Raw genomic sequence first — 24646 nt, forward strand, 5'->3', positions numbered from 1 at the left:
CTGGTGCGATGACACGACGTCCTGACTGCGGTGCCGGCCGTGCGCGGCGGATGCGGATTGCCCTGCGTGCGTCTCCGGTTCTGCTTGCGCTGCTCGCCGCCGCTTGCGGCAGCGCGCCGGAACCGATGACCGGAACCTTCAAGCAGAAGGTAGGCCGCCCCTACCAGATCAACGGCGTCTGGTACTATCCGCGGGTCGAGGAGAACTACGACGCTGTCGGCATCGCCTCCTGGTACGGTCCAGGCTTTCACGGGCGTGCGACGGCGAACGGCGAAACCTTCAACGAGAACGCCCTGACGGCCGCGCACACGACGCTGCCGCTGCCGAGCTATGTGGAGGTGACCAACCTCGACAATGGCAACCGGCTGGTTGTTCGGGTGAACGACCGCGGTCCCTTCGCCGATGGCCGCATCCTCGATCTCTCCAAGGCGGCCGCGCGGGAGCTTGGCTTTCTCGAGCGTGGGCTGGCCCGCGTGCGTGTACGCCTCGTCGCTCCGCCCGAGGGGGTGACCCTGATCGCGGCAGAGGACCGCGGCACGGCGCCGGTTCGCACTGCGGCAGCGCCTGCCGATGCTCCCGCGGTACCTGTGTCGGTTCCGGTTGTCCCCGTGTCGGCCTCGGCCGTTCCGGCGCCGGCCGGTGCAACCCGCGGGGTTGCAGGGCTCGCTGGCGCTGGTGCGCCATACCGGATGCGGCCTGTCGAGGACGGGCCGGCAACCGCCGCCGCCAGCGCCGCTGCACCCACGCCCAGGGCGTCACCGCCGCGGGCGCAGGCTGCCGCCGCCCTGGTGCCGCGTCCGGCTCCGGCCGCGTCTGCCGGCTCCGGCAATTTCCACGTTCAGGTCGGCACCTTCTCGCAGCGTGACAATGCCGACCGCCTCGTTGCCCGGTTGGGACGGGACTGGCCGGGCAGCATCGACCCGGTGCAGTCGAGCGACGGGCGCACGCTTTACCGTGTGCGCCTTGGCCCGTTCCGTGACGCCGGGGAGGCGGCGCAGGCCCGTGACGCGGCCGCGCGTCATGGTCTCAATGACGCCAGAATCGTGACCGATCCGATCTGACGAGACGGGCTTGCCCGATAACCCGGGCGCGGGACCGGACGAAAGGACATCGCATGACGGCCGCTCTCCGCTTCACAACTCTCGCCGCGCTGGCATTGCTGGCGCTGTTCGCGGGCACGCTGTCCGCAAGGGCGCAGGTCGCGTTCGAGACGCAGGCGCGCGAGGCGATCCTCATCGATGCCCAGACGGGCACGATCCTTTTCGAGAAGAACGCCGACACCCCCATGCCGCCGGCATCCATGAGCAAGCTTATGACCACCTTCATGGTGTTCGAGGCAATCAAGGAGGGGCGGCTGAAACTGGAGGACCGCCTCCCTGTGAGCGAGCGGGCCTGGAAGATGGGCGGCTCCAAGATGTGGGTGCTCGTCGGTGACGAGATCCGCGTGGCCGACCTGCTGCGCGGCGTGATCGTCCAGTCCGGAAACGATGCCTGCATCGTGCTTGCGGAGGCGCTGGCGGGGTCGGAGGAAGCCTTTGCCGACCGCATGACGCGGCGCGCGCGGGAAATGGGGTTCCAGACCGCGACCTTCATGAACGCGACAGGCTGGCCTGCCGAGGGGCACCAGATGACGGCGCGCGAGGTGGCCCTGCTGTCGCGCAGGATCATCGAGCAGTTTCCCGGCCTCTACAAGATCTACTCGGAAACGTCCTTCACCTGGGCCGGCATCACGCAGGAGAACCGCAATCCGCTCCTCTACACCGACATCGGGGCGGACGGGCTCAAGACCGGCCACACGGAGGAGGCCGGCTACGGGCTCGCCGGAACCGCCGTGCGCGACGGCAGACGCCTGATCGTCGTGGTGACGGGGCTGCCCTCGACCCGCGACCGGGCACAGGAATCCCAAAGGCTGCTGCGCTGGGGCTTCTCTGAGTTCGACAACATCAAGCTCTTCAGCAAGGGCGAGACGGTCGAAGTGGCGGACGTGTGGGCAGGCGATGCGGCAACGGTACCGCTGGTGGTCGCCGACGACATCACGGTCACGCTTCCTGTGGTGGCGCGCGACGGCGTCACCGTGACTGCAAGCTATGTCGGGCCCGTTCAGGCACCGGTAGCCGCCGGAACCCGTGTCGGCACGCTCAAGGTGTCGGTCCCGGACGGCGACGACGTGGAGCTTCCCCTTTACGCCGGCGCGGATGTTGGAAAGGCGGGCCTCATGGGACGCCTCAAGGCGGCAGCGACCTACGCCGTCCATAGCGTCCTGGGGAACTGATGCCCGCGGGCGGCGAGGGGGGTACGAGTGGCCGCGGCCCCGGCCGCTTCATCACCTTCGAGGGCGGGGAGGGGACGGGAAAGTCGACCCAGATACGCCTCCTTGCACAGCATCTGGCAGCCGCCGGCCATGCGGTCACGCTCACGCGGGAGCCTGGCGGCACCGCGATGGCGGAGCAGGTCCGCACCCTGCTGCTCTTGCGCGGCGAGGCGCGGATGGATCCGATGGCAGAGACGCTGATGCACTTCGCCGCACGCGCCGACCACCTGGCGCATTGCATCCGGCCGGCACTGGCCGAAGGCCGCATCGTCCTGTGCGACCGCTTCACGGATTCGACGCGCGCCTACCAAGGCGCCGGACACGGTGTTCCCCTCACGCAGATCGACGCGCTCGACGAGATGGTGACTGGGACCACGCAGCCAGACCTGACGCTGCTGCTCGAGGTGCCGCCTGCGGTGAGCAGGCAACGGAGAGTCGCGCGGGACGGGGTGGGCGGCGGCGACCGCTACGAGGACCTTGCCGACGACTTTCATGCCCGCGTCGCAGCAGGCTTTTCGCAATTGCCGGCCCGCTATCCCGGGCGGATCGTCCGCGTCGACGGCAGCGGCACCGAGACCGCCGTCGCCGCCCGCATTGCCGCGATCGTTGCCGAACGGCTCGCACTCTGAGCACGCCTGTGCGAAAAGTGCGGTGCCTTCCCCTCCCGCGACGGACGCCGGCCTGACCCTATGAGCGACGACACCCAGCAGGACAGCGACTGCCGCCCCGGCGCGCCGCATCCGCGCACCCGCTTCGGCCTGCACGGACACGACCGCGCGGTCGAGGTGTTCCTGTCGTCCTGGGCCTCGGGGCGTCTGCCCCATGCGTGGCTGGTCGGGGGCGAGGAGGGGATCGGCAAGGCGACGATGGCCTACCACCTGATACGCGCGTTGCTGCGTCACGGGGACCGCGCGCCGGCCACGGTGGCGGAGGTGACGCAGGCCCCGCCCGACGAGGTCGCGCGGCGCATCGCCGCGGGCGGGCACGGCAACCTGATCGTTCTGCGTCGGCCGTGGGACGACAAGAAGAAGCGCGCCCAGGCGGTTCTGCCGGTGGCGGAGGTCCGCCGCCTCGGCGGGTTCCTGTCGCAGACTGCCAGCGAGAAGGGCTGGCGCATCGTCCTCGTCGACGGCGCAAACGACATGAATACGAGCGCGGCGAACGCGCTTCTCAAGAGCCTTGAGGAACCGCCGCGCAAGACATTGTTTTTCCTGATTTCTGACCGGCCCGGAGCCTTGCTTCCGACAATCCGGTCACGGTGCGCCAGGTTGGAGTTGCAGCCCCTGACCCAGGCCGATACCCGATTGGTGCTGGCAGAGATCGGGACGATGGGTGAGGGGGAAGGGGACCTCGACGCCGCCGTGGCGCTGTCCGCTGGCAGCCCGGGGCAAGCAGTCTCGCTGATGACAGGCGGGGTGCTGGGTATCTACCGGGACCTGCTCGGATTGCTTGGGGACGGCGATCTCGCGCGCACGCAGCGCGAGGCCCTGGCGACAGCGGTGACGGCAAAGAGCGGCGAGGGGGATCTGGACGGCCTGGTTGCCGCCCTCGGCCTGCTTCTGCCGCAGATCGCACGTGCGGGGGCTTGCGGTGCTGCACCTGACGACGTGCCTGACTTTGCGCGCGACCTCATCGTGCGGGAAGCGGGGCGCAGGCCCCTTGATGCCTGGCCAGCCGTGTGGGAGAAGACCGTGGACATCGCCGGGGAAGCGCGCGCCTACAACCTGGACCCCTACCAGACCGCGCTCCACATTCTCGATGACTTCCTCGACCCGGGCGGAGCTGCATGATGCTGGTCGACAGCCATTGCCATCTCGATTTTCCCCAATTCGGCGAAGACCTTGACGGCGTTCTTTCACGTGCGGCGGAGGCGGGTGTCGGCGCGATGCTGACCATCTCGACGTCGATTGGGCGCTTTCCGGGCGTGCTCGAAGTCGCGCGCCGCTCCCCCGTACTCTATGCCTCCGTCGGGGTGCATCCGCACGAGGCGGGCGCGGAGCCCGACGTGACCACCAACGATCTGCTGATGCGCGCGCGTGATCCGAAGGTCATCGGCATCGGCGAGACGGGCCTCGACTATTTCTACGAACACAGCCCGCGCGAGGCGCAGATCGCTGGCTTCCGGCGCCATATCGCGGCAGCGCGGGAAACGGGCTTGCCGCTCATCGTGCATACCCGCGACGCCGACGAGGACACGGTGGCAATCCTGGCGGAGGAAACGGGGAAGGGGGCGTTCCCCTTTCTGATCCATTGCTTTTCTTCGAGCGGCTGGCTCGCGAAGGAGTGTCTCGCGCTGGGCGGCTACATTTCCGTCTCGGGGATCGTGACCTTCAAGAAGGCCGAGGCGTTGCGCGAAACCATTGCCGAGGTTCCGCTTGACCGGATCCTGGTGGAAACCGACGCGCCATATCTCGCGCCCGTGCCGTACCGCGGCAAGACGAACGAACCCGCCTTCGTGGCGTACACGGCCGCTGCGGTCGCGCAACTTAAAAGCGTGGATGAAGACGCAGTCGCGCGCCAGACGACGGACAATTTTTTCCGCCTGTTTTCAAAGGCATCTCGGCCTCAATGACGACAAGATCAAAAGCGCCGCTCAAGGTCACGATCCTGGGTTGCGGGTCATCGGGCGGCGTCCCGCGTGTCGGCAACGACTGGGGTGCGTGCGATCCGGCGGAGCCGCGCAACCGGCGGCGGCGCTGCTCGATCCTTGTCGAACGCGGCGAAACCGCGGTGCTGATCGACACGTCCCCGGACCTGCGGGAACAACTGCTCGATGCGGGCACGCGGCGCCTGGACGCCGTCTTCTACACCCACGATCATGCCGATCAATCGCACGGCATCGACGATCTGCGCGCACTGGCGCTGACCATGCGGCGGCGGATCGACGTCTATTCGGACGAAGCGACCGCGCGCACGCTGATGAGCCGGTTCGGCTATTGCTTCGAGGAGATCCGCGGCAGCGGCTATCCGCCGATCCTGCGCCTCAACGAGATCGGCATGGAACCGCTGACCGTGGACGGGCCCGGTGGCGCCATCACGCTGACACCGTTCGAGGTGGAGCATGGCCGCATCCGCGCGCTCGGGTTCCGGATCGGGCCGGTGGCGTATACGCCGGACGTGAGCGACGTGCCGGAGGCCGCGTTCGATGTGCTGGACGGCGTCGACACATGGATCGTGGACGCTTTGCGCTACACGCCGCATCCGACCCATGCGCATCTGGAGAAGACGCTGCAGTGGGTGGCGCGCGTCAATCCGGCCCGCGCGGTTCTGACGAACCTGCACGTCGATCTGGATTACCACACGCTCTGCCGTGATCTTCCTGCCGGCGTCACGCCTGCGTTCGACGGCATGGTGCTCATCTTCGATGTATGAGTTTTGTGACATAATCATCATTATGCGAATTATATATGCTGGAACGAAGGGTCTCCTCCATGAGCGGAACTGAGCGAACCCCTGCCGGTACCGAGCCTGGACCCAGCGACGCGGCCCGCGGCGATCTCCGCCGCATCGACGCGCTTCTCGCCATCATGGCCAAACTCCGCGATCCCGACGGCGGCTGCCCGTGGGACCTCGAACAGGATTTTTCGTCTATCGCGCCATATACCATCGAGGAAGCCTATGAGGTTGCCGACGCGATCCAGCGTGCCGACATGGCCGATCTCAAGGACGAGCTTGGCGATCTCCTCCTCCAGGTGGTGTTTCACGCCCAGATGGCTGACGAGGCCCGCCTTTTCCGGTTCGCTGACGTGGTCGCAGCCGTTTGTGAAAAGATGATCCGGCGGCATCCCCACGTGTTCGGAACCGCGCACATCGACTCGGCGGAAGGCCAGACGGTCAGCTGGGAAGCGATCAAGGCGGCCGAGCGTGCTGAGAAAGCCAAGGGCGATGCGAGCCTGCTCGACGATGTGCCGGTCGCCCTACCCGCGCTGCTGCGCGCCGTGAAACTTCAGAAGCGTGCTGCGCGTGCCCGCTTCGACTGGAACGACCCGGTGCGCGTCTTCGACAAGGTCGAGGAAGAACTTGCAGAACTGCGCGAGGCGGTCGCGAGCGGCGATGCGGCACACGTCGCCGAGGAGATGGGCGATCTGCTGTTCGTCATGGCGAACCTTGCACGCCATCTGAAGGTCGACCCGGAAGATGCACTTCGTCAGGCCAACGCCAAATTCGTTCGCCGTTTCCACTATATCGAGCAGAATGCGGATACGCCGGACCTGGTTGCGGAACCGCTGAGCCTCGAAGCGCTCGAGGCCCTCTGGCAGGAGGCGAAGGCCAAGGGCCTCTAGTCCGCCGCGCCGAAAAAGCGCGCGAGTTCGTCCGCCACCTCCTTGGGCCGTTCTTCGGGCAGGAAATGGCCGCAGTCGAGCGCCCGCCCCCGCACCTCGTGCGCCCACGGCCGCCAGAATCCGAGGTAATCGAAATCGCGCCCGTCCTTGTTGCGCCGCTCGCCCCAAAGACAGAGCAAGGGCGCGGCGATGCGCGTGCCCGCTGCCCGGTCAGCCGCATCGTTCTCGCAATCGCGCGTGGCGCCAGCGCGATAGTCCTCGCACATGGCATGACGCGCGGCGGAATCGGAAAACGCCTTCAGATAATGCGCCATCGCTTTGTCATCGAAACGAAATCCGGCCGCCGCCCAGGATTTCAGCGTCCATCGCAGATAGAACTCCGGCTCCGCGCCGATCAGGCGTTCCGGCAGGTCGAACGGCTGCGCCAGGAAGAACCAGTGATAGGTGCCGAGCGCCATGAACTTGCCCGTGCGGTCGAAGGTGTCGAGCGTCGTGGCGATGTCGAGAACCGCAAGGCGCGCAACCGCAACCGGATGATCAAGCGCAAGGCGGTACGCGACCCGCCCGCCCCGGTCATGGCCTGCGACCGCGAACCGGTCGAAGCCCAGTTGCGCCATCAGTTCCACCATGTCGGCTGCCATGGCGCGCTTGGCATAGGTCAGGTGCTCGGGGTCGCTCGCCGGCTTCGCGCTGTCGCCATAGCCGCGCAGGTCGGGCGCCACGACGGTGAACCGCTCGGCCAGACGCGGGGCCACCGCGCGCCAGCAGGCACGCGATTGCGGGTAGCCGTGCAGCAGAAGGACCGGCGGCCCCTCGCCCGCGATGGAATAGGCGAACTGCCCTGCCGCGAGCCGCACCGTCCGGTCTGCGAAGCCCGGGATCAGTGCGCCGGAACTCACGCCTCGCTTCCCACTTTCAAAAGGCTCGGAAACTCCTTGAGAAGTTGGCCATATTCCTTTTCGCTCAACAACACGTCGAGATGAATCTCGCCCGTCTCCTCGTCCGGCGTGCTGCCCTGTACCTCGCCCTTGCGATAGAGCCAGGCGAGCGCCTCGCCCGCGTCCGCAGGGATGGCGAGGTGACGCAGCCGCCGCTCCTTCCGGAAGAAGCCGGCAATCGCATCGAGCAGCGCATCCATCCCCTCCCCCGTCAGCGCGGACACCGCGACGAGGCTCGGATCGCGTGCTGCACGTTCGGCCACCGCCTCCCGCTCGGGCTCGGGCAGGCGGTCGATCTTGTTGAGAACCTCCAGGATCTCCGACTGCGCACGGGTATCGACGCCAAGCTCGTCCAGCACGCCCAGCACGTCTGCCCGCTGCGCCAGCGTCTCCGGGTGCGAGATGTCGCGCACATGCAGGATCAGGTCGGCCTCCAGCACCTCCTCCAGCGTGGCGCGGAAGGCGGCCACCAGTTCCACCGGCAGGTCGGAGATGAAGCCCACCGTGTCGGAGAGGATGATCCGCTGTCCCGTGCCGGGCAGGACGATTGCCCGCATGGTCGGGTCGAGCGTGGCGAACAACATGTCCTTCGCCACCACCTCGGCCCGCGTCATCGTATTGAAAAGCGTAGACTTTCCAGCGTTCGTGTAGCCCACAAGCGCAACCACCGGGTACGGCACCTTGCGCCGCGTCTTGCGGTGCTCCTCCCGCGTGCGGGCGACCTTGTCCAGTTGCTTCTTGAGGCGCGTGATCTTCTCCGCCAGCACGCGCCGATCGGCCTCGATCTGCGTTTCGCCGGGGCCGCCGAGGAAGCCCGTACCGCCGCGCTGGCGTTCGAGGTGCGTCCAGGAGCGGACGAGCCGGCTCTTCTGGTAGGTGAGATGCGCAAGCTCGACCTGCAGCGCGCCCTCGCGCGTGGCCGCCCGCTCGCCGAAGATCTCGAGGATGAGGCCGGTGCGGTCGACGACCTTCGCCTTCCAGCGGCGTTCGAGGTTGCGCTGCTGCACGGGCGTGACCGCGCTGTCGATGACGACAAGCGCGATCTCGCGGTCGTGGATCAGTTCTGCCAGTTCGTCGACCTTGCCCTCGCCGAAGACCGTGCCCGGCTTGACCTTGTCGAGCGGCACCACCGCCGCGTGCACGATGTCGACGCCGATGGCTTCGGTCAGGCCCACGGCCTCCTCCAGCCGGGACCGGGGATCGCGCGCGGCACCATCCTCACCCGCCCTTGCGGAGGCGGGACGCTTCAATGCCGGGTGAAGGACGCAGGCGCGTGTGCTCATGCCGACACAACAGCACAAGCCAGGACCCGCGTCACCATCGGCGCTGGGGTCAATCCTGCTCCTGCTCGTACAGCTGGACCGGCTGGCCGGGCATCACGGTCGAGATCGCGTGCTTGTAGACCAGCTGCGAGTGCCCGTCGCGGCGCAGCAGCAGGCAGAAGTTGTCGAACCAGGTGATGACGCCCTGCAGCTTGACCCCGTTCACGAGGAAAATCGTGACCGGAATCTTGTTCTTGCGGATCGTGTTGAGGAACGTGTCCTGAAGGTTCTGCTTGTCGTTGGCCACGGGTTCTGCCCCTTTTTGTTGGCGGCGGTTCGGTACGGGTTACAAAGGCGCTGATCGCTACCCCAACGGAGGCGCACAATCAACAGGCGAAAGAGACACCGGGAAATCCCCCAGCAAGTCTCATGCCTGCGCCAGGGCCTCCGACGCCATTATGTAGAGTTCACGCAGCCGCATTGCCACCGATCCCGGCCTTCCATTGCCGATCACCGCATCATCGATCTGTGTCACGGGCGTGACGAAGGACGTCGCGCTGGTGATGAAGGCTTCGCGCGCGGCCTTTGCCTCCTCCACGGTGAACGGCCGCTCGATTATGTGGACGCCCGCTTCCTGGGCAACCTGCATCAGCATCCTGCGCGTGATGCCTCCCAGAATGGCACTGTCGAGCGCGCGCGTGACCAGGTTTCCGTCCGTGTCGACGATCCAGGCGTTGGTCGAGCTTCCCTCGGTCACATGGCCGGTTTCGTCGACCAGCCACGCCTCGTAGCCGCCCGCCTCCTTCGCCGCCTGCTTGGCAAGCACGTTCGGCAAAAGCGCGACGGCCTTGATGTCGCAGCGCTTCCAGCGGATGTCGGGATGGGTGACGGCACGCACCCCCTCCTCCGCCCGGGCCTGCGCCTTTACGAGGTCGACGGGACGTGCGGTGACGACCAGGGAGGAGGCGGCGTGCGCCGGAAAGGCGTGGTCGCGCGGTGCCACCCCCCGCGTCACCTGGAAATAGAGCAACCCGTCGCGCAGGAGATTTCGCCGCATCACCTCGCGCAGGACCACGCGCAGCGCCGGGCGCGCCATCGGCGGATCGATCCGCAATTCGCGCAGCGACCGGTCGAGCCGGTCGAGATGCGGCCCCTCGTCCAGCAGCCTGCCGTTCTTGACCGCGCAAACCTCGTAGACGCCGTCGGCGAACTGGTAGCCACGGTCCTCGACATGCACGCTGGCCTGCGCGTGAGGAACATAGCGGCCATTGACATAGGCGATGCGGGGCATGGATCGGATACCTTCTCGGGCAAACGGGTCAGAAATATTCGAAGCTGACGCGGAACATGTTCTCGACCTTGCGCACCATGTCCGCGGTCGCGAACAGGACCACGCGGGCGCCGGGCTTGATGACGGTGTCGCCGCGCGGAATGACGACCTGCCCGTCCTGAAACACACCGGCCACGATGATGCCCGGGGGCAGCGAGACCTCTTCGAGCGGCTTGCCTGTCAGCGACGAGGTTTCCAGTGCCTCCGCCTCGATCACCTCGGCGGCCCCGTCCTGCACGCTGCGCAGCGCCTTGATGCGGCCGCGCCGGACATGCTGCAGGATCTTCGACACTGTCGTCGCGCGCGGATTGATGAAGGTGTCGATGTTCAGCGTCCGCATGAGGCTGCGGTAGTTCTCGTTGTTGATGAGCGTCACGGCCCGGCGGGCCCCCTGCCGCTTCGCAAGGACGGAGGCGAGGATGTTCACCTCGTCGTCGTTGGTCAGCGCGACCACGGTTTCGGCATCCGCGACGCCCGCTTCCTCCAGCACCTCGCGGTCGAGCGCGTCGCCATGCAGCACCACGGTCCGCGAGAGGTGGTCGGCAACGAACTCCGCCCGCGACTTGTTGTCCTCGATCAAGCGGGCGCGAATGTGACCGCCCTCCTGCTCGATCGCCTCGGCGACGGCGAGGCCGACGTTTCCGCCCCCCATGATGATGATGCGGCGGGCCACCTGTTCCTCGTGACCGAAAACGGCCAGCGTCCGCGGCACCATTGCGGAACGGGAGCAGAAATAGATCTCGTCGCCGGGGAAAAGCTGGTCGTCGGCCTTGGGCACGCGCATCGCGTCTTCGCGCCAGATGCCGATCACGCGGGCGTCGAGATCGGGAAACAGCTCGGTCAGCTGGCGCAGCGGCGTGTTCACCACCGGGCAGTCGTCGTCGAGCCGGACGCCCACGACCTGAACCTTGCCATCGAGGAAGGGCAGCGTTTCGAATGCACCGGGCGCCTTGAGGCGCCGCAGCACAGACTTCGCCACCTCCATCTCCGGCGAGATGATCTCGTCGATCGGCAGATTGTCGCGGCTGAAGAGATCCCGCCACATCGGCTTGAGATAGGACTGGGAGCGGACGCGCGCGATCTTCACCGGCACATTGAAGAGGGAATGGCACACCTGGCAGGCGATCATGTTCACCTCGTCGGAGTGTGTGACCGCAACCACCAGCTCGGCATCGCGCGCGCCCGCGCGGTCCAGCACGTCCGGGTGCGACGCGAAGCCGACGACCCCTTGCACGTCCAGCGTGTCGGTGATCTTGCGCACGAGGTCGGGCGAGCTGTCGATCACCACGACGTCGTTTTCCTCCGCCGCAAGCTGGCGGGCAATGTTGGAGCCGACCATCCCGGCTCCGCACACGATGGCGCGCATGACGTGTCGCTCCTTTATCGGCCCCGTCGGGCCGTTACTCCTCGCTCTCGCCCCCACGGGCGTCGGCACCGATTCCCAGCATCTTCAGCTTGCGGTGCAGGGCCGAGCGCTCCATCCCGATGAACGACGCGGTGCGCGAGATGTTGCCGTTGAACCGCGTGATCTGTGCGACGAGATAATCGCGCTCGAACCTCTCACGGGCTTCGCGCAGCGGCAAGGTCATCAGTTGCTCGGTCCCGTTGCCGCGCAGCACGGCAGGCGCCGCATCAACGATGTCCTGAGGGATGGCCTCGGCCGTGATTGGGCCCTGCTCGCCGCGCGTCAGAATCAGCAGCCGTTCAACCACGTTGCGCAGCTGGCGCACGTTGCCGGGCCAATCGTAGCTTTGCAGCAGCGCCATGGCGTCGTCGCTCACGTCGCGCTGCGGGAAGCCAGCGCTTTCGGCCAGGGTGCGGGCGAAATGGCGCACGAGGACGGGGATGTCCTCCCGCCGCTCGGCCAGCGAGGGGATGCGCACGGGCACCACGTTGAGACGGTGAAACAGATCCTCCCGGAACCGGCCGCCCGCGATCTCCCGCGCAAGGTCGCGGCTCGTCGCGCTGATCACGCGCACGTCCACGCGCACCGGTTCGGCGCCGTTGACGCGGTGGAAGGTCTGGTCGACGAGGACCCGCAGGATCTTGTTCTGCGTCTCGGGTGGCATGTCACCCACCTCGTCGAGGAAGAGCGTCCCGCCGTGCGCCTGCTCGAAGACGCCGATCTTCCTGGGGTGGCCGTCCTGTGCCTCGACGCCGAACAGTTCCGACTCCATCCGCTCCGGCGCGATGGAGGCCGCGTTGATCGCGATGAAGCCGCCGCTCGCCCGGCGCGAGCCGGCATGAATCATCCGCGCGACCGTCTCCTTGCCCGAACCGGCCGGTCCGGTAACCAGCACGCGGCTTCCCGTGGGGGCGATCTTCTCGACCATCCCCCGCAGCGCCATCGCAGCCGGGGATTCGCCCACCAGCACATCCGACTGACCGGAGCGCAGACGAAGCTCCGCCACCTCGCGCTTCAGCCTCGCGGCCTCCAGCGCGCGGGCGATGATCAGCAGAAGCTGGTCGATCTTCAGCGGCTTCTCGATGAAGTCATAGGCGCCGGCGCGTATCGCGGACACCGCGACCTCGATATTGCCGTGGCCCGATATGATGACGACGGGAACGTCGGGCGTGTTCCGCTTCACCTCCTGTAGCACCTGCAGCCCGTCGAGGCGGGAGCCCTTGAGCCAGATGTCGAGGAGCACCAGCGACGGCTTGCGCATCGCGATCTCGCGCAGCGCGGTATCGGCATCGCCGGCCGTGCGTGCCTCGTAGCCCTCGTCCTCCAGGATGCCAGAGATCAGGTCGCGGATGTCCGCTTCGTCGTCGACGATCAGGATGTCCTTCATGCCACGCTCTCCGAGGGATTGATGCTCCCGGCCGGGTGCGGCCGGGGAAACACGAGGGTCATGGACGCACCGCGCCCGTCGGGAGCATCGCTGACACGCAGCGTTCCCCCGTGGTCGTCCATTACCTTCTCGACAATCGCAAGACCGAGGCCCGTGCCCTTGTCCCGCGTCGTCACATAGGGCTCGGTCAGCCGGTGGCGCAGGTCGCCCGGCAGGCCAGTGCCGTTGTCGATGATCCGAACCTCGACAGTCCCGTCGCCAGGCACGATCTCTACCCTTACCTTGCCTTCGTAGCCCGCTCCCTGCCCCTCCTGCTCGGCGCGCGCATGAACCGCTTCGCCGGCGTTCTTCAGCAGGTTGACGAGGGCCTGGGAGATCAGCCGCTGGTCGCATTGCACGAGCACCGCCTCGTCGGGCGCGATCACGCCGAACATGATCTGCGGGTCGCCGACCTGTTGCAGGAAGACCGCCTGGCGCACCACCTCCGTGATGTTCTCCTCCGCCATGACCGGCTTGGGCATGCGCGCGAAGGCCGAGAACTCGTCCACCATGTGGCGGATGTCGCCCACCTGCCGGACGATCGTGTCCGTGCACTGCTCGAACACCGCGCGGCCCTCGCCGATCTGGGTCGAATACTTGCGCTTCAGCCGCTCGGCCGACAGCTGGATGGGCGTCAGCGGGTTCTTGATCTCGTGCGCGATGCGCCGCGCCACGTCCGCCCAGGCCGCCATGCGCTGCGCAGCCATGAGCCGGGTGACGTCGTCGAGCGTCACGACAAAGCCCGCCGGCCCGTCGGGCGCGGGCTCGGTCGTAACCCGGACCAGCAGTTCGCGCGCCGTGCCCTCGCGCTCGATCCGCACCTGGTCCGAGGGCTCGAGGTCCGTGCGCAGCCCCTTGCGCACCCCGCGCACGAGGTCCTTCAGCTCCGGCGCCACGTCCTCCAGCCGCTGGCCGAGCAGCCGGTCTGGCGGCAGGCCGAGCAGCTTGCACGCCGTGGTGTTCGCAACCTCCACCCGGCCGCCCTGATCCAGGCCCACCACGCCCGCCGACACGCCGAACAGCACCGCCTCGATGAAGCGGCGGCGGTCGTCTATGCTCCGATTGGCCCGAACAAGCTCGTCGCGCTGCGCCTGCAACTGCGCGGTCATGCGGTTGAACGCGTTGCTCAGGCCCCCGATCTCGTCCTTCGGCTGGCCTTCGGGGACGCGCACGCGCAAATCCCCCTCCGACACGCGCATGGCTGCATCGATCAGGCGCCCGACGGGCGTGGCGAGACGGTTGGAGAACCATAGCCCCACCCAGATCGCCGTCATCAGCACCAGGAGCGCGAAGATGAAATAGATCAGCGCAAGGGTCAGCTGGACACCCGACCTCTGGCTTTCCAGCCGCTCGTACTGCTCCACCGCGTCGCGCGTGCGCCTGAGATGGTCGAGCGCGCGCGGATCGAGAAAACGCGCGACATAGAGATAGGCATCGACGAACGCGCCCAGCCGCACGAGGGCGCGGACCTGGGCATCCTCCTCGCTCGTGAGGATGACAACCTCCCCCTCCGCAGCCCTGTCCATCGCGCCTGCGGGCGGGGGATCGAACGTCATCGCCATGGCGAGGGACGCCTGAGCGATGATCTCCCCGCGGCTGTTGATCACGTAGGCCTCAGGCAGGGCGCGCAACGCGGCCTGTGTCGTCACAAGCTCGCCGAACCTGCTCGGATTGTCGTGCAGCAGGTTGGAAGCCCTGTTCACGTCGGTTGCCATGGCCAACGCGTCGGCGCGAATCACCTGGCGATGCTCGTCGAGATAGGCTTCGGCAACGACCACCGAGTTCGTCACCGCCTGCCGCACCCGCGTCGAGAACCACGTCTCGAGACCCAGGTTGATCGTGATCGCCGAAAAGACGGCCACCAGGATCGCCGGCACGACCGCGATCAGCGCGAAAAGCGTGACCAGGCGGATGTGCAGCTGCGAGCCGGCCGAACCCGCACGCCGCGCCATCAGAAGTTGAAAGACCCGCCACCCGATGATGGCTGCCAGCAGTACCAGCAGCGCGACGTCGAGCACGATCAGCGCAACCGCAAGCTCCGGCTGGGGGCCCAACGGTGTCGCGTCGGTTATGACGAGATAGGTCAGAAATCCGGAAAACGGCGCCGCAATCGCGATGGCGACCGCCAGTCGCGATCCGAGCCGTGCCTCGGAGAGGCGCCCGAACAGGCTGCGCCTGCCGGGCGGAGTAGCCGTTTCCGCGCTCGTGGCCATCAGGGGCATCTCCGTTGCGGGCCCGCATCACCCCGAGAGCAGGCCGCCTGCCCCGGTTGCAGCCCCTCTGTTGCGGCAATGCCGGCAACCTGTTGCCAAGTTACATCACTTGATGCCGCGGACCACGCGAATGTCAAGGTCGCGGATCTTCTTTCGCAACGTGTTCCGGTTGATGCCCAGCAGGTCCGCAGCGCGGATCTGATTGCCCCGGGTCGCGGCGAGGGAGGCCGTGATCAGCGGAAGCTCCACCTCGCGCAGGATACGGTCGTAGAGGCCTGCGGGCGGCAACTCCTCCCCATGCGCGGCGAAATACCGGTTGAGATGCCATTCGACCGCAGCGCCGATGCTCTCGCCGTGTCCCCCGTCGCCAGCCGGCTCTCCGCCCTCGCCATCACCGGCAGGCGCAGCGGGCGGGCGTTCGGAGAACAGTTCCTCCTCGACGATCTGCGCCGTGATGACATCTTCCGAATAGAGGGCGGCGAGCCGGCGGACGAGGTTCTCCAGCTCCCGGACATTGCCCGGCCAGCGGTGGCGCTTGAGGACGCCGAGGGCGCCCGCGTCGAGGGACTTTGCCGGCAGGCCCTCGCTCTGGGCGCGGCCGAGGAAGTGACGCACGAGATCGGGCACGTCATCCAGCCGTTCGCGCAGCGGGGGCATCCGGATCGGCACCACGTTGAGCCGGTAATAGAGGTCTTCGCGGAACAGGCCCTGGCCGATCAGCTGCCGAAGGTCGCGGTGCGTTGCGGCGACGATGCGCACGTCGGTGCGGATGGGAGTGCGTCCGCCCACGGTCGTGTATTCGCCTTCCTGCAGCACGCGCAGCAGGCGGGTCTGTGCCTCCGGCGGCATATCCCCGATCTCGTCGAGGAAGAGCGTGCCGCCCTCCGCCTGCTCGAACCGGCCCGTGGAGCGGGTCTGGGCGCCGGTGAAGGCCCCCTTCTCGTGCCCGAAAAGCTCGCTCTCTATCAGCTCGCGCGGGATCGCCGCCATGTTGACCGCGACGAAGGGTCCGCTGCGCCGCTTGCCGTAATCGTGCAGGGCGCGCGCGACCAGCTCCTTGCCCGTCCCCGACTCCCCCGTGATCATCACCGAGAGGTCGGTCTGCAGCAGTCGCGCCATGACGCGGTAGATGTCCTGCATGGCCGGCGACCTGCCGATCAGGGGCAGCCGCTCCTCCTCCGGCTCTGCCGCGGTGCCGCCTTCCCGGCTGTGAGGCACCGTCAGCCCGCGCCGCACCACGCCGATCAGTTCGTTGAGGTCGAAGGGCTTCGGCAGGTACTCGTACGCCCCCCGCTCCGCCGCGCGGATCGCCGTCAGTACCGTGTTCTGCGCGCTCATCACCACGATGGGCAGATCGGGGCGCAGCTTGCGGATCTTCGGCAGCAGGTCGAGCGCGTTCTCGTCCGGCATCACCACGTCGGTGACGATGATGTCGCCCTCGCCCTCCGACACCCAGCGCCAGAGGGTCGATGCGTTTCCGGTCGCACGGACGTTGAAGCCCGCGCGGACCAGGGCCTGGTTGAGGACCGTGCGGATCGCGGTGTCGTCGTCGGCAACGAGAACGGTGGCTTCGCTCATTGGCGTCACTCCTCGGGCTGCAGCATGGGCAGCAGCACGCGGAAGAGTGTGCGGCCGTCCCTGCGCTCATGCTCCACGATGCCGCCATGGTCGCCGATGATCTTGGCAACCAGCGCGAGGCCTAGGCCCGTGCCGCGCGGCTTCGATGTCACGAAGGGGTCGAACAGATGGGGCAGCAGGTCCTCCGGCACGCCGGGGCCATTGTCCTGGACCGTCACCTCGAACGGCAGGCCCTGGCGCCCCCGCCCACCCGGCAGCGACAGGCGCACGCCCGGCCTGAAGGCAGTCGAGACCTGGATCTCCCCGCCACGGGCCGGCACGGCCTCGGCGGCATTCTTCAGCAGGTTCAGGAAGACCTGGATCAGCTGGTCACGGTCGCCCAGCACCGGCGGCAACGAGGGGTCGTAGCTCTCCACGATCCGGATGTCGCGTGCAAAACCGTTCTCGGCGAGGCGGCGGACGTGATCCAGCACCTCGTGGATGTTCACGGCGGTCCTGCGGGGCGGGCGGGCGTCGGAGAAGACATCCATCCGGTCCATGATCTGGCAGATGCGGTCGGTCTCGTCGCAGATCAGGCGGGTCAGCGGCCTGTCGGCGGCGGGAGCCGACTGTTCCAGCAATTGCGCGGCGCCGCGAATACCGGAGAGCGGGTTCTTCACCTCGTGCGCGAGCATCGCCGCCATGGCGGAGACGGAGCGCGCGGCCCCGCGATGGGTGAGCTGGCGGTCCATCTTCTCGGCGATGGAGCGCTCCTGGATCAGGATCAGCAGGCGGTCGGGCAGTTCGGGGACCGGCGCCACCTGCACGTCGACCGTGCGCACCGGCGTGCGCGGCGTGCCGAGGTGGAGGCCGTATTCGCTGACGGTCAGCGCGCCCTGACGCACCTGCTCGACAAGACCGAGGAGCGGCGTGTCCTCGGCCACCAGTGTCTCGAGCGTGTGGCGCGCGAGTGCCGCGGCGCTCAGTGAAAAGAACACCTCCGCCGCCATGTTCGCAGCGACGATCGCATTGCCGCGGTCGACCACGAGGATCGGCAGCGGAATGGCCTGGACGATGGCGGTGGACAATTGGCCGGCGTTTCCTGTCAGCGCGATCATGCGGCGAGCTTCCCCCTGTCGGCGGCCTTCTCCGCAAGGCCATGCGCCTCGTCGAGGAGCGCGTGCACGTCCCCAGATGCGGTGGCGCGCATCAACGGCGTGCGCAGCGTCTCTGCCCCCGGCAGCCGGTCGAGGGTCCAGCCCAGGTGCTTGCGGGCGGCGCGCATGCCGACCTCCGGCCCATAAAGGCCGAGCATCGCCTCATGGTGTTCCCGCGCCGTGCGTGCGCGCACGCCGAGCGGCGGATCGTCCGGCACTAGGCGGCCCGCGAGTCCTGCGGCAACCTGGCTTGCGAACCAGGGCCGCCCCAGCGTGCCGCGCCCGATCATCACGCCGGCCGCACCCGACGCCTCCAGCGCCGCGCGCGCCCGCTCCACGCTGTCGATGTCGCCATTGACGATCACGGGGACGGACGAGACCTCGACCACCGGGCGCACGGCGGCCCAGTCCGCCTCACCCTCGTAGAACTGGCAGCGTGTGCGACCGTGAACGGTCAGAAGCTGCACGCCCGCGTCGACGGCCCTGCGCGCAAGCTCCGGCGCGTTGATGCTGTCATGGTCCCAGCCGAGCCGCATCTTGAGCGTGACCGGTACGTCCACCGCGCGCACCGTCGCCTCGATCAGCGTCAGCGCGTGGTCGAGGTCGCGCATCAGCGCCGATCCCGACAGTGCGCCCGTTACCTTGCGCGCCGGGCAGCCCATGTTGATGTCGATGATCTGCGCGCCCTCGTCCGCCGCGATCTTCGCGGCCTCTGCCATCCAGTGCGCCTCGCAGCCTGCAAGCTGCATCACGCGCGGCATGGACGATGCTGCCGGGAAGAGCGCGCGGCGCAGCGATTCCGCCTTCCGGTTCACCAGTTCCCGGCTGGCAATCATCTCCGACACGACGAGCCCGACGCCCCACGACGCCACCAGCTCCCGGAACACGAGGTCGGTGACGCCGGACATGGGCGCGAGGAACACGGGCGAGGAGAGCGCGTGTCCGCCGATAGCGTCGATCAGATTTGACATGGATGCGCCGGCAAGCGTGCTATTCGCGTGAGCAATTCGTTCAATGCCTCTTTTTTCAGCATTGGACGCTATCGCATTTCTCAAGGCACTGCAATTCGTCCTTCGCGTCCCGGCGGTTCCGGCAAGCCGGTTGCAGTTGGCCCCGCCCGTTCCGCCAAGTAGTCTCGCACGTACAGCAGAATCGGGAGCATCGCATGCGCATTGCCGCCGTGATCGTCGCTGCCGGACGGGGGCACCGCGCCGGCGGTGGCCTGCCGAAGCAGTACCGCACGCTGGCCGGACGCACGGTCCTGCGCCGCACGCTCGATGCGTTCCTGGCGCAACCGGCGATGTCCGCCGTGCAGGTGGTGATCCATCCTGACGACACGGCGCTTTACGATGAAGCGGTTGCGGGCCTCGACCTGCCCGCAGCCGTGCATGGCGGGGCGACGCGGATGGAGAGTGTGGCCGCGGGGCTCGACGCCCTCGCCCGCATGGATCGCGGCCCGGACGCGGTGCTGATCCACGACGCCGCCCGCCCCTTCGTCTCGCCCGCGCTGATCGACAGGGTCACGCAAGCCATTCGCCCGGACCGGGGCGCGATGCCTGGCCTTGCGGTCACCGACACGCTGCGGCGTATCGAGGGCGGTGCGTGCGCCGCCACCGTCCCGCGCGAGGGTCTGTGGCGGGCGCAGACACCGCAGGGCTTTCCCTTCGCGCCGCTGCGTGCGGCATTCAGGCTGGCGCGCGGCAGCGAGACGGACGATGTGGAAGTGGCGGTTGCGGCCGGGCTGACCGTCGTCGCCGTCGAAGGGGATGAGGCAAACGTGAAACTAACGACCGAAGCGGATTTCGAGGCGGCGGGACGCAGGCTCGCCCGCGACATGGAGACGCGCGTGGGCACAGGCTTCGACGTCCATGCCTTCGGACCCGGCGATCATGTGTGGATGTGCGGTGTGCGCATTCCCCACGATCGCGGTCTTGCGGGGCACTCCGACGCAGACGCCGGCCTCCACGCGCTGACCGACGCCCTGCTGGGCGCGATCGGCGCGGGCGACATCGGCCAGCATTTCCCACCCACCGATCCGCAGTGGAAGGGCGCGTCCTCCGACCGGTTTCTCGCCCACGCGGCGGGGCTTGTGAAGGCGCGCGGCGGGCGGATCGTGCACGTGGACGTAACCCTTGTGTGCGAACGTCCGAAGATCGGCCCGCACCGGGAGGCGATGTGCACCCGGATCGCGGAGATCCTGGAAATCGCGCCGGACCGCGTCTCGGTGAAGGCCACGACCACCGAGAAGCTGGGCTTCACCGGCCGTGGCGAAGGTGCCGCGGCGCAGGCCATCGCGAGCGTGGAGGTGCCAAGGGTGGAAGGTTCGCGCGCATGAGCGGGGCAACGCTGCTTGCGACCTGGTTCGGTGCCGGCCTGCTGCGGCCCGCGCCGGGTACGTGGGGCTCGTTTGCCGCCCTGCCCTTCGGCTGGGCGCTGGCCTGGTGGGGCGGCTGGCCGGCGCTGCTTGCGGGCGCCATCCTCGTGTTTGCGGTCGGCGTGTGGGCCGCAGACGTGCACTGCCGCGCGGTCGGCCGCCACGATGCCTCTGAAGTGGTCATCGACGAGGTTGCGGGGCAATGGCTGACGCTGCTGCCCGCCGCCATCGTTGCCGGCACACCCTCCCTTGCCCATCTGGGGGCAGGATTTCTGCTGTTCCGCATCTTCGACGTGGCCAAGCCCTGGCCCTGCTCGCTGCTCGACCGCAAGGTGAAGGGCGGCCTCGGCGTCATGATCGACGACGTGGCCGCCGGGGTTTACGGTGCCGCCATGCTCGCCCTGCTGATCTGGATCGGAGCGATGGGATGATCTTTCCTGCCGACCATGTGGCGAAGGCCGAGGCCGTGCTCGACGCGGCCCGCGCGCGCGGACTGATGGTGGCGACGGCGGAGTCCTGCACCGGCGGGCTGGTTGCCGCCTGCCTGACTGAGATCGCCGGGTCCTCGGCGGTCGTCGAGCGCGGCTTCGTCAGCTACACGAACCAGTCGAAGATCGAATTGCTCGGCGTGCGCGCCGACCTGATCGAGACACTCGGTGCGGTCAGCGAGGAGGTTGCCCGCGCCATGGCGGAAGGCGCCCTCGCCCGCAGCCACGCGCAGGTGGCGGTGTCGATCACGGGCGTTGCAGGTCCCGGCGGTGGCACGGTGAGGAAGCCCGTGGGCCTCGTCCATTTCGGGCTCGCGGTCGAGGGGCGCGACACCCGCGCCCGTGTCGAGCGGTTTGGTGCGCAGGGCCGCGCGCACGTGCGTCTGGCCGCGCTGGGCGTCGCCCTCGACCTGCTTCTGACGGGTGTCACGGGCGAGGACTAGGCCTGCGCCGCCTCTTCGCCGGGACCGTAGAGGTCGCGGGCCCGCGCCTCGAACGCGCGCACGAGACGCTGCATCGCCTCCTGAAACAGCGCCGTCACGACCCGCTGCAGGATCGCCGAGCGGAACTCGAAATCGACATAGAAGTCGATGTCGCAGCCGCCGTCCTCGCGCGGTATGAAGTGCCAATGGTTCGCCAGATAGCGGAACGGCCCGTCCACATAATCGACGTCTACGCGGGTTTCTTCCGGCCGCAGCGTCACCCGGCTCGTGAACTTCTCGCGGAACACCTTGAAGCTGATGATGAGGTCGGCGATCAGCGTCTCGTGTCCGTCCGCCAACTCACGCCGCCGGATCCGCGCGCCCGAACACCACGGCAGGAACTCAGGATAGCGGTCGACCGCCGCGACCAGGTCGTACATCTGGTCGGCCCGCCAGGGAACGTGACGCTTTTCGGCATGCGTGGGCATGGGCGCGCGCGTCAGGCCCGGGCCAGCTTCGCCTCGCGCGCGGCGCGCAGCTTCGCGAAATCCTCATCCGCGTGGTAGGACGACCGCGTCAACGGCGTCGCGGAGACGAGCAGGAAGCCCTTGGCCTGCGCGGTCTTCTCATAGGCCGCGAACTCCTCCGGCGTCACGAAGTCCCTGATCGCGTGATGCTTGGGCGTCGGCTGGAGGTACTGCCCGATGGTCAGGAAGTCGACGTCGGCCGAGCGCATGTCGTCCATCACCTGCAGCACCTGTTCGCGCGTCTCGCCCAGGCCGACCATGATGCCAGACTTGGTGAAAATCGTTGGATCTATCTCCTTCACCCGCTGGAGAAGCCGCAGCGAGTGGAAGTAGCGTGCGCCGGGCCGCACGGACGGATAGAGGCCCGGCACCGTCTCCAGATTGTGGTTGAAAACGTCGGGCCGCGCTTCCACGACCACTTCGAGCGCCCCGGGCTTCCTCAGGAAGTCTGGTGTCAGGATCTCGATGGTCGTCTCGGGCATCCGGTGCCGGATCGCGCGGATCGTGCGCGCGAAATGCTCCGCCCCGCCGTCGTCGAGGTCGTCGCGGTCGACGGAGGTGACGACCACGTGGCGCAGGCCCAGCTTCTCGACCGCCTGGGCGACCCGCGCAGGCTCGAACGCATCGAGGCTGTCCGGCAGCCCGGTCTTCACATTGCAGAAGCTGCAGGCGCGCGTGCAGGTATCGCCCATGATCATCATGGTCGCGTGCCGCTTCGACCAGCACTCGCCGATGTTGGGGCAGCCTGCTTCCTCGCACACGGTCACGAGCTTCTCGTCGCGGACGATCTGCTTCGTCTCCTGGTAGACGCCGCCGACCGGGGCCTTGACGCGAATCCACTTCGGCTTGCGCGCGACCGGATTGTCGGGCCGGTGCGCCTTCTCCGGATGGCGGGGCTTCGCCGGGGCTTGCTCTTCGGTGGTCGTGGCCATGGGCGGTCTCTGCCTCGACAGGAATGCGCCGCATGGGGCGCGGATGAACGTTGAGGTATTCCAGACGGGCGCTTCGATCAAGGCTGCACGGCGTCGGGAACGAAGCTGGCGCCCGCGCGTATTCTCAAGAGGAAGCGCCGCTGTTGCATCTCCAAATTCCTCTCGCGGCGCTTGCAAAGGCCGACAAGGAGGATGCCCACCATGACACGCACGCTCGCGACCTTGCTGGTAGCCGCCGGTTTTGCGACAGCGGCCGCCGGTACCGCGCTCGCCCAGGCGGACACCCGCACGATGATCATGAGCCCGCCGGTGCTGAGCCCGCAGGACTGTTTCGGCCCGAACCTCAACCGCATGAGCCGGGAGCGCTTCGAGCGGCACATGAACCGCTTGCCGCCTGAGCGGCGCGCGCCCTGCATGCAGATGTGGGAGCGCCGCGACGAGGCTGTCCGCGACTGGCGGCGCGAGCACCGGATGCAGCGCCAGCAGGAGATGCGCCGCAGGATGTGACGCGATAGCCGAGGGCGGACGGGGCAACGGCGCGGGTTCGCGCCCAGCCCCGCGTCGCCATCGCATCACATGTGGATCACGCGGCCATAGGCGTCGAGCACGCTCTCGTGCATCATTTCGGAGAGCGTGGGGTGCGGGAAGACTGTGTGCATCAGCTCTTCCTCGGTCGTCTCGAGGTTCATCGCGACGACATAGCCCTGGATCAGCTCGGTCACTTCCGCCCCGATCATGTGCGCGCCCAGAAGTTGCCCGGTCTTCGCGTCGAACACGGTCTTCACGAGGCCTTCCGGCTCACCCAGCGCGATGGCCTTGCCATTGCCCACGAAGGGGAAGCGGCCGACCCTCACCTCGTGGCCCGCTTCCTTCGCCTTCTTCTCCGTAAGGCCGACGGAGGCGACCTGCGGGTGGCAATAGGTGCAGCCGGGGATCAGTTCCTTCTTCATCGGGTGAGCGTCGCGGCCGGCGATCTTTTCCACGCAGATGACGCCCTCGTGCTCGGCCTTGTGGGCGAGCATCGGCGGACCCGCCACGTCTCCGATGGCGTGGACGCCCTTGACGTTGGTGCGGCCGTAGCCGTCGGTCACGATGCAGCCGCGTTCCGTCTTCACGCCGAGCTTCTCGAGCCCCAGATTCTCGACGTTGCCGACGACGCCGACAGCCGAGATCACGCGATCGACGGTCACGGTATCCGTCTTGCCCTTCGCATCCTCGATGGTGACGGTCACGCTGTCCTTGCCCTTGTCGAGCTTTGTGACCTTGGCCGAGGTGCGAATGGAAATGCCCTGCTTTTCGAAACGCTTGCGGGCGAGTGCCGCGATCTCCGCATCCTCGACCGGCAGGATCTGGTCCATCACCTCGACAACCGTCACCTCGGCGCCCATGGTGCGGTAGAAGCTCGCGAACTCGATCCCGATGGCGCCGGAGCCGACGACCAGCAGCGACTTCGGCATGGCGGGCGGCACCATCGCCTCGAAATAGGTCCAGACGAGCTTTCCGTCCGGTTCGAGGCCCGGCAGCACGCGCGGGCGCGCGCCGGTCGCGACGATCACGTTCTTCGCGGCATAGTCGCCGGGCCCGAGCGCGCCCTTGGGCTGCTCCACCGGCTTGCCCCCCATCGCGGACTTCGACGGCGCCTTGACGCTGAGCTTGCCGGGCGCGGTCAGCGTCGCCTCGCCCCAGATCACGTCTACCTTGTTCTTCTTCAGCAGGTGGCCGACGCCGCCGTTCAATTGCTTCGAGACACCGCGCGAACGTTCGACCACCTTCTTGATGTCGAAGCCGAAGTCCTTGGCCCACAGCCCATAATTGTCCGCATGGGACATGTGGCCATAGACCTCCGCCGAGCGGAGCAGGGCCTTGGTCGGGATGCAGCCCCAGTTGAGGCAGATGCCGCCCAGGTGCTCCCGCTCCACGACCGCGGTCTTGAGGCCGAGTTGTGCCGCGCGGATCGCCGCGACATAGCCGCCCGGCCCGCCGCCGATCACGATGACGTCATAGGTGGTGTTCGCCATGGG

The 24646-nt window shown here is 67.7% G+C and carries 24 protein-coding genes; 11 read left to right on the top strand and 13 right to left on the bottom strand.

Annotation, left to right across the window (positions count from 1 at the left end):
• Window positions 1-8: 8 nt before the first annotated feature.
• The 7 genes from NJQ99_RS05040 to mazG are packed head-to-tail and all read left to right on the top strand — an operon-like array spanning window position 9 to window position 6594.
• Window positions 9-1061, top strand: coding sequence for a septal ring lytic transglycosylase RlpA family protein (locus NJQ99_RS05040; RefSeq protein WP_269331698.1), 1053 nt, complete (start codon window positions 9-11; stop codon window positions 1059-1061).
• Between the two features lie 53 nt (window positions 1062-1114).
• Window positions 1115-2272, top strand: a complete 1158-nt coding sequence (locus NJQ99_RS05045; protein WP_269331699.1) for a D-alanyl-D-alanine carboxypeptidase family protein — start codon at window positions 1115-1117, stop codon at window positions 2270-2272.
• The gene (tmk, locus tag NJQ99_RS05050) at window positions 2272-2940 is read left to right on the top strand and encodes a dTMP kinase (RefSeq protein ID WP_269331700.1); all 669 of its coding nucleotides are present in this window, start codon (window positions 2272-2274) and stop codon (window positions 2938-2940) included. Before NJQ99_RS05045 ends, tmk begins: the two co-directional genes overlap by 1 nt.
• Before the next feature lie 60 nt (window positions 2941-3000).
• Window positions 3001-4101 (top strand): DNA polymerase III subunit delta', encoded by a 1101-nt coding sequence (locus NJQ99_RS05055; protein ID WP_269331701.1) that lies wholly within the window; start codon window positions 3001-3003, stop codon window positions 4099-4101.
• Window positions 4101-4883 (top strand): TatD family hydrolase, encoded by a 783-nt coding sequence (locus NJQ99_RS05060; RefSeq protein WP_269332080.1) that lies wholly within the window; start codon window positions 4101-4103, stop codon window positions 4881-4883. Before NJQ99_RS05055 ends, NJQ99_RS05060 begins: the two co-directional genes overlap by 1 nt.
• The gene (locus NJQ99_RS05065; RefSeq protein ID WP_269331702.1) at window positions 4880-5683 is read left to right on the top strand and encodes an MBL fold metallo-hydrolase; all 804 of its coding nucleotides are present in this window, start codon (window positions 4880-4882) and stop codon (window positions 5681-5683) included. Before NJQ99_RS05060 ends, NJQ99_RS05065 begins: the two co-directional genes overlap by 4 nt.
• A gap of 59 nt (window positions 5684-5742) precedes the next feature.
• Entirely contained in the window at window positions 5743-6594 is an 852-nt protein-coding gene (mazG, locus tag NJQ99_RS05070; RefSeq protein ID WP_269331703.1) for a nucleoside triphosphate pyrophosphohydrolase, read from the top strand.
• On the opposite strand, the gene NJQ99_RS05075 is transcribed toward mazG, so the two are convergent.
• The 10 genes from NJQ99_RS05075 to dusB form a co-directional block, all read right to left on the bottom strand.
• Window positions 6591-7493 (bottom strand): alpha/beta fold hydrolase, encoded by a 903-nt coding sequence (locus NJQ99_RS05075; protein ID WP_269331704.1) that lies wholly within the window; start codon window positions 7491-7493, stop codon window positions 6591-6593. The two genes, mazG and NJQ99_RS05075, sit on opposite strands and share 4 nt — an antisense overlap.
• Window positions 7490-8815 carry a GTPase HflX gene (gene hflX / locus NJQ99_RS05080; protein WP_269331705.1) on the bottom strand — a complete coding sequence of 442 codons (1326 nt, stop codon included), beginning with the start codon at window positions 8813-8815 and terminating at the stop codon, window positions 7490-7492. The genes NJQ99_RS05075 and hflX overlap by 4 nt, the downstream gene beginning before the upstream one ends.
• A 49-nt stretch (window positions 8816-8864) precedes the next feature.
• Window positions 8865-9101, bottom strand: coding sequence for an RNA chaperone Hfq (gene hfq / locus NJQ99_RS05085; RefSeq protein ID WP_269331706.1), 237 nt, complete (start codon window positions 9099-9101; stop codon window positions 8865-8867).
• 120 nt (window positions 9102-9221) lie between these two features.
• Entirely contained in the window at window positions 9222-10085 is an 864-nt protein-coding gene (locus NJQ99_RS05090) for a D-amino-acid transaminase (RefSeq protein WP_269331707.1), read from the bottom strand.
• 28 nt (window positions 10086-10113) lie between these two features.
• The gene (gene trkA, locus NJQ99_RS05095) at window positions 10114-11490 is read right to left on the bottom strand and encodes a Trk system potassium transporter TrkA (RefSeq protein WP_269331708.1); all 1377 of its coding nucleotides are present in this window, start codon (window positions 11488-11490) and stop codon (window positions 10114-10116) included.
• 34 nt (window positions 11491-11524) lie between these two features.
• Window positions 11525-12916 (bottom strand): nitrogen assimilation response regulator NtrX, encoded by a 1392-nt coding sequence (ntrX, locus tag NJQ99_RS05100; protein WP_269331709.1) that lies wholly within the window; start codon window positions 12914-12916, stop codon window positions 11525-11527.
• Window positions 12913-15168, bottom strand: a complete 2256-nt coding sequence (locus NJQ99_RS05105; RefSeq protein WP_269331710.1) for a sensor histidine kinase NtrY-like — start codon at window positions 15166-15168, stop codon at window positions 12913-12915. The genes ntrX and NJQ99_RS05105 overlap by 4 nt, the downstream gene beginning before the upstream one ends.
• Before the next feature lie 105 nt (window positions 15169-15273).
• Window positions 15274-16746, bottom strand: a complete 1473-nt coding sequence (gene ntrC / locus NJQ99_RS05110) for a nitrogen regulation protein NR(I) (RefSeq protein ID WP_269331711.1) — start codon at window positions 16744-16746, stop codon at window positions 15274-15276.
• A 5-nt stretch (window positions 16747-16751) separates the two neighbouring features.
• Window positions 16752-17843 carry a two-component system sensor histidine kinase NtrB gene (locus NJQ99_RS05115; RefSeq protein ID WP_269331712.1) on the bottom strand — a complete coding sequence of 364 codons (1092 nt, stop codon included), beginning with the start codon at window positions 17841-17843 and terminating at the stop codon, window positions 16752-16754.
• A complete protein-coding gene (dusB, locus tag NJQ99_RS05120; protein WP_269331713.1) occupies window positions 17840-18853 on the bottom strand; it encodes a tRNA dihydrouridine synthase DusB in 1014 nt (337 codons plus the stop codon). Before dusB ends, NJQ99_RS05115 begins: the two co-directional genes overlap by 4 nt.
• Before the next feature lie 194 nt (window positions 18854-19047).
• Here dusB and NJQ99_RS05125 point away from each other — a divergent pair, with 194 nt between their 5' ends.
• The 3 genes from NJQ99_RS05125 to NJQ99_RS05135 are packed head-to-tail and all read left to right on the top strand — an operon-like array spanning window position 19048 to window position 21187.
• Complete coding sequence (locus NJQ99_RS05125; protein ID WP_269331714.1) at window positions 19048-20217, top strand: bifunctional 2-C-methyl-D-erythritol 4-phosphate cytidylyltransferase/2-C-methyl-D-erythritol 2,4-cyclodiphosphate synthase; 1170 nt, start codon at window positions 19048-19050, stop codon at window positions 20215-20217.
• On the top strand, window positions 20214-20687 hold the full coding sequence (locus NJQ99_RS05130; RefSeq protein ID WP_269331715.1) for a phosphatidylglycerophosphatase A family protein: 474 nt from the start codon (window positions 20214-20216) through the stop codon (window positions 20685-20687). The genes NJQ99_RS05125 and NJQ99_RS05130 overlap by 4 nt, the downstream gene beginning before the upstream one ends.
• The gene (locus NJQ99_RS05135; RefSeq protein WP_269331716.1) at window positions 20684-21187 is read left to right on the top strand and encodes a CinA family protein; all 504 of its coding nucleotides are present in this window, start codon (window positions 20684-20686) and stop codon (window positions 21185-21187) included. Before NJQ99_RS05130 ends, NJQ99_RS05135 begins: the two co-directional genes overlap by 4 nt.
• Here the strand turns inward: NJQ99_RS05135 and NJQ99_RS05140 are convergent.
• A complete protein-coding gene (locus tag NJQ99_RS05140) occupies window positions 21184-21654 on the bottom strand; it encodes a type II toxin-antitoxin system RatA family toxin (RefSeq protein WP_269331717.1) in 471 nt (156 codons plus the stop codon). The genes NJQ99_RS05135 and NJQ99_RS05140 overlap by 4 nt on opposite strands.
• A gap of 11 nt (window positions 21655-21665) precedes the next feature.
• Window positions 21666-22625, bottom strand: a complete 960-nt coding sequence (lipA, locus tag NJQ99_RS05145; RefSeq protein ID WP_269331718.1) for a lipoyl synthase — start codon at window positions 22623-22625, stop codon at window positions 21666-21668.
• A gap of 201 nt (window positions 22626-22826) precedes the next feature.
• Between lipA and NJQ99_RS05150 the strand changes: the two genes are divergently transcribed.
• Window positions 22827-23132 carry a hypothetical protein gene (locus NJQ99_RS05150; protein ID WP_269331719.1) on the top strand — a complete coding sequence of 102 codons (306 nt, stop codon included), beginning with the start codon at window positions 22827-22829 and terminating at the stop codon, window positions 23130-23132.
• A gap of 65 nt (window positions 23133-23197) precedes the next feature.
• On the opposite strand, the gene lpdA is transcribed toward NJQ99_RS05150, so the two are convergent.
• A complete protein-coding gene (gene lpdA, locus NJQ99_RS05155; protein ID WP_269331720.1) occupies window positions 23198-24643 on the bottom strand; it encodes a dihydrolipoyl dehydrogenase in 1446 nt (481 codons plus the stop codon).
• Window positions 24644-24646: the final 3 nt, after the last annotated feature.

It is taken from the genome of Futiania mangrovi, from assembly GCF_024158125.1.
GTDB lineage: Bacteria > Pseudomonadota > Alphaproteobacteria > Futianiales > Futianiaceae > Futiania > Futiania mangrovi.

What these genes read in the sequence shown, in the direction of transcription:
- NJQ99_RS05040 (WP_269331698.1), top strand. Translation starts at nt 9, where the DNA reads ATGACACGACGTCCTGACTGCGGTGCCGGCCGTGCGCGGCGGATGCGG.
- NJQ99_RS05045 (WP_269331699.1), top strand. Translation starts at nt 1,115, where the DNA reads ATGACGGCCGCTCTCCGCTTCACAACTCTCGCCGCGCTGGCATTGCTG.
- tmk (WP_269331700.1), top strand. Translation starts at nt 2,272, where the DNA reads ATGCCCGCGGGCGGCGAGGGGGGTACGAGTGGCCGCGGCCCCGGCCGC.
- NJQ99_RS05055 (WP_269331701.1), top strand. Translation starts at nt 3,001, where the DNA reads ATGAGCGACGACACCCAGCAGGACAGCGACTGCCGCCCCGGCGCGCCG.
- NJQ99_RS05060 (WP_269332080.1), top strand. Translation starts at nt 4,101, where the DNA reads ATGCTGGTCGACAGCCATTGCCATCTCGATTTTCCCCAATTCGGCGAA.
- NJQ99_RS05065 (WP_269331702.1), top strand. Translation starts at nt 4,880, where the DNA reads ATGACGACAAGATCAAAAGCGCCGCTCAAGGTCACGATCCTGGGTTGC.
- mazG (WP_269331703.1), top strand. Translation starts at nt 5,743, where the DNA reads ATGAGCGGAACTGAGCGAACCCCTGCCGGTACCGAGCCTGGACCCAGC.
- hflX (WP_269331705.1), bottom strand. Translation starts at nt 8,815, where the DNA reads ATGAGCACACGCGCCTGCGTCCTTCACCCGGCATTGAAGCGTCCCGCC.
- NJQ99_RS05090 (WP_269331707.1), bottom strand. Translation starts at nt 10,085, where the DNA reads ATGCCCCGCATCGCCTATGTCAATGGCCGCTATGTTCCTCACGCGCAG.
- trkA (WP_269331708.1), bottom strand. Translation starts at nt 11,490, where the DNA reads ATGCGCGCCATCGTGTGCGGAGCCGGGATGGTCGGCTCCAACATTGCC.
- ntrX (WP_269331709.1), bottom strand. Translation starts at nt 12,916, where the DNA reads ATGAAGGACATCCTGATCGTCGACGACGAAGCGGACATCCGCGACCTG.
- NJQ99_RS05105 (WP_269331710.1), bottom strand. Translation starts at nt 15,168, where the DNA reads ATGGCCACGAGCGCGGAAACGGCTACTCCGCCCGGCAGGCGCAGCCTG.
- ntrC (WP_269331711.1), bottom strand. Translation starts at nt 16,746, where the DNA reads ATGAGCGAAGCCACCGTTCTCGTTGCCGACGACGACACCGCGATCCGC.
- NJQ99_RS05115 (WP_269331712.1), bottom strand. Translation starts at nt 17,843, where the DNA reads ATGATCGCGCTGACAGGAAACGCCGGCCAATTGTCCACCGCCATCGTC.
- dusB (WP_269331713.1), bottom strand. Translation starts at nt 18,853, where the DNA reads ATGTCAAATCTGATCGACGCTATCGGCGGACACGCGCTCTCCTCGCCC.
- NJQ99_RS05125 (WP_269331714.1), top strand. Translation starts at nt 19,048, where the DNA reads ATGCGCATTGCCGCCGTGATCGTCGCTGCCGGACGGGGGCACCGCGCC.
- NJQ99_RS05130 (WP_269331715.1), top strand. Translation starts at nt 20,214, where the DNA reads ATGAGCGGGGCAACGCTGCTTGCGACCTGGTTCGGTGCCGGCCTGCTG.
- NJQ99_RS05135 (WP_269331716.1), top strand. Translation starts at nt 20,684, where the DNA reads ATGATCTTTCCTGCCGACCATGTGGCGAAGGCCGAGGCCGTGCTCGAC.
- NJQ99_RS05140 (WP_269331717.1), bottom strand. Translation starts at nt 21,654, where the DNA reads ATGCCCACGCATGCCGAAAAGCGTCACGTTCCCTGGCGGGCCGACCAG.
- lipA (WP_269331718.1), bottom strand. Translation starts at nt 22,625, where the DNA reads ATGGCCACGACCACCGAAGAGCAAGCCCCGGCGAAGCCCCGCCATCCG.
- NJQ99_RS05150 (WP_269331719.1), top strand. Translation starts at nt 22,827, where the DNA reads ATGACACGCACGCTCGCGACCTTGCTGGTAGCCGCCGGTTTTGCGACA.
- lpdA (WP_269331720.1), bottom strand. Translation starts at nt 24,643, where the DNA reads ATGGCGAACACCACCTATGACGTCATCGTGATCGGCGGCGGGCCGGGC.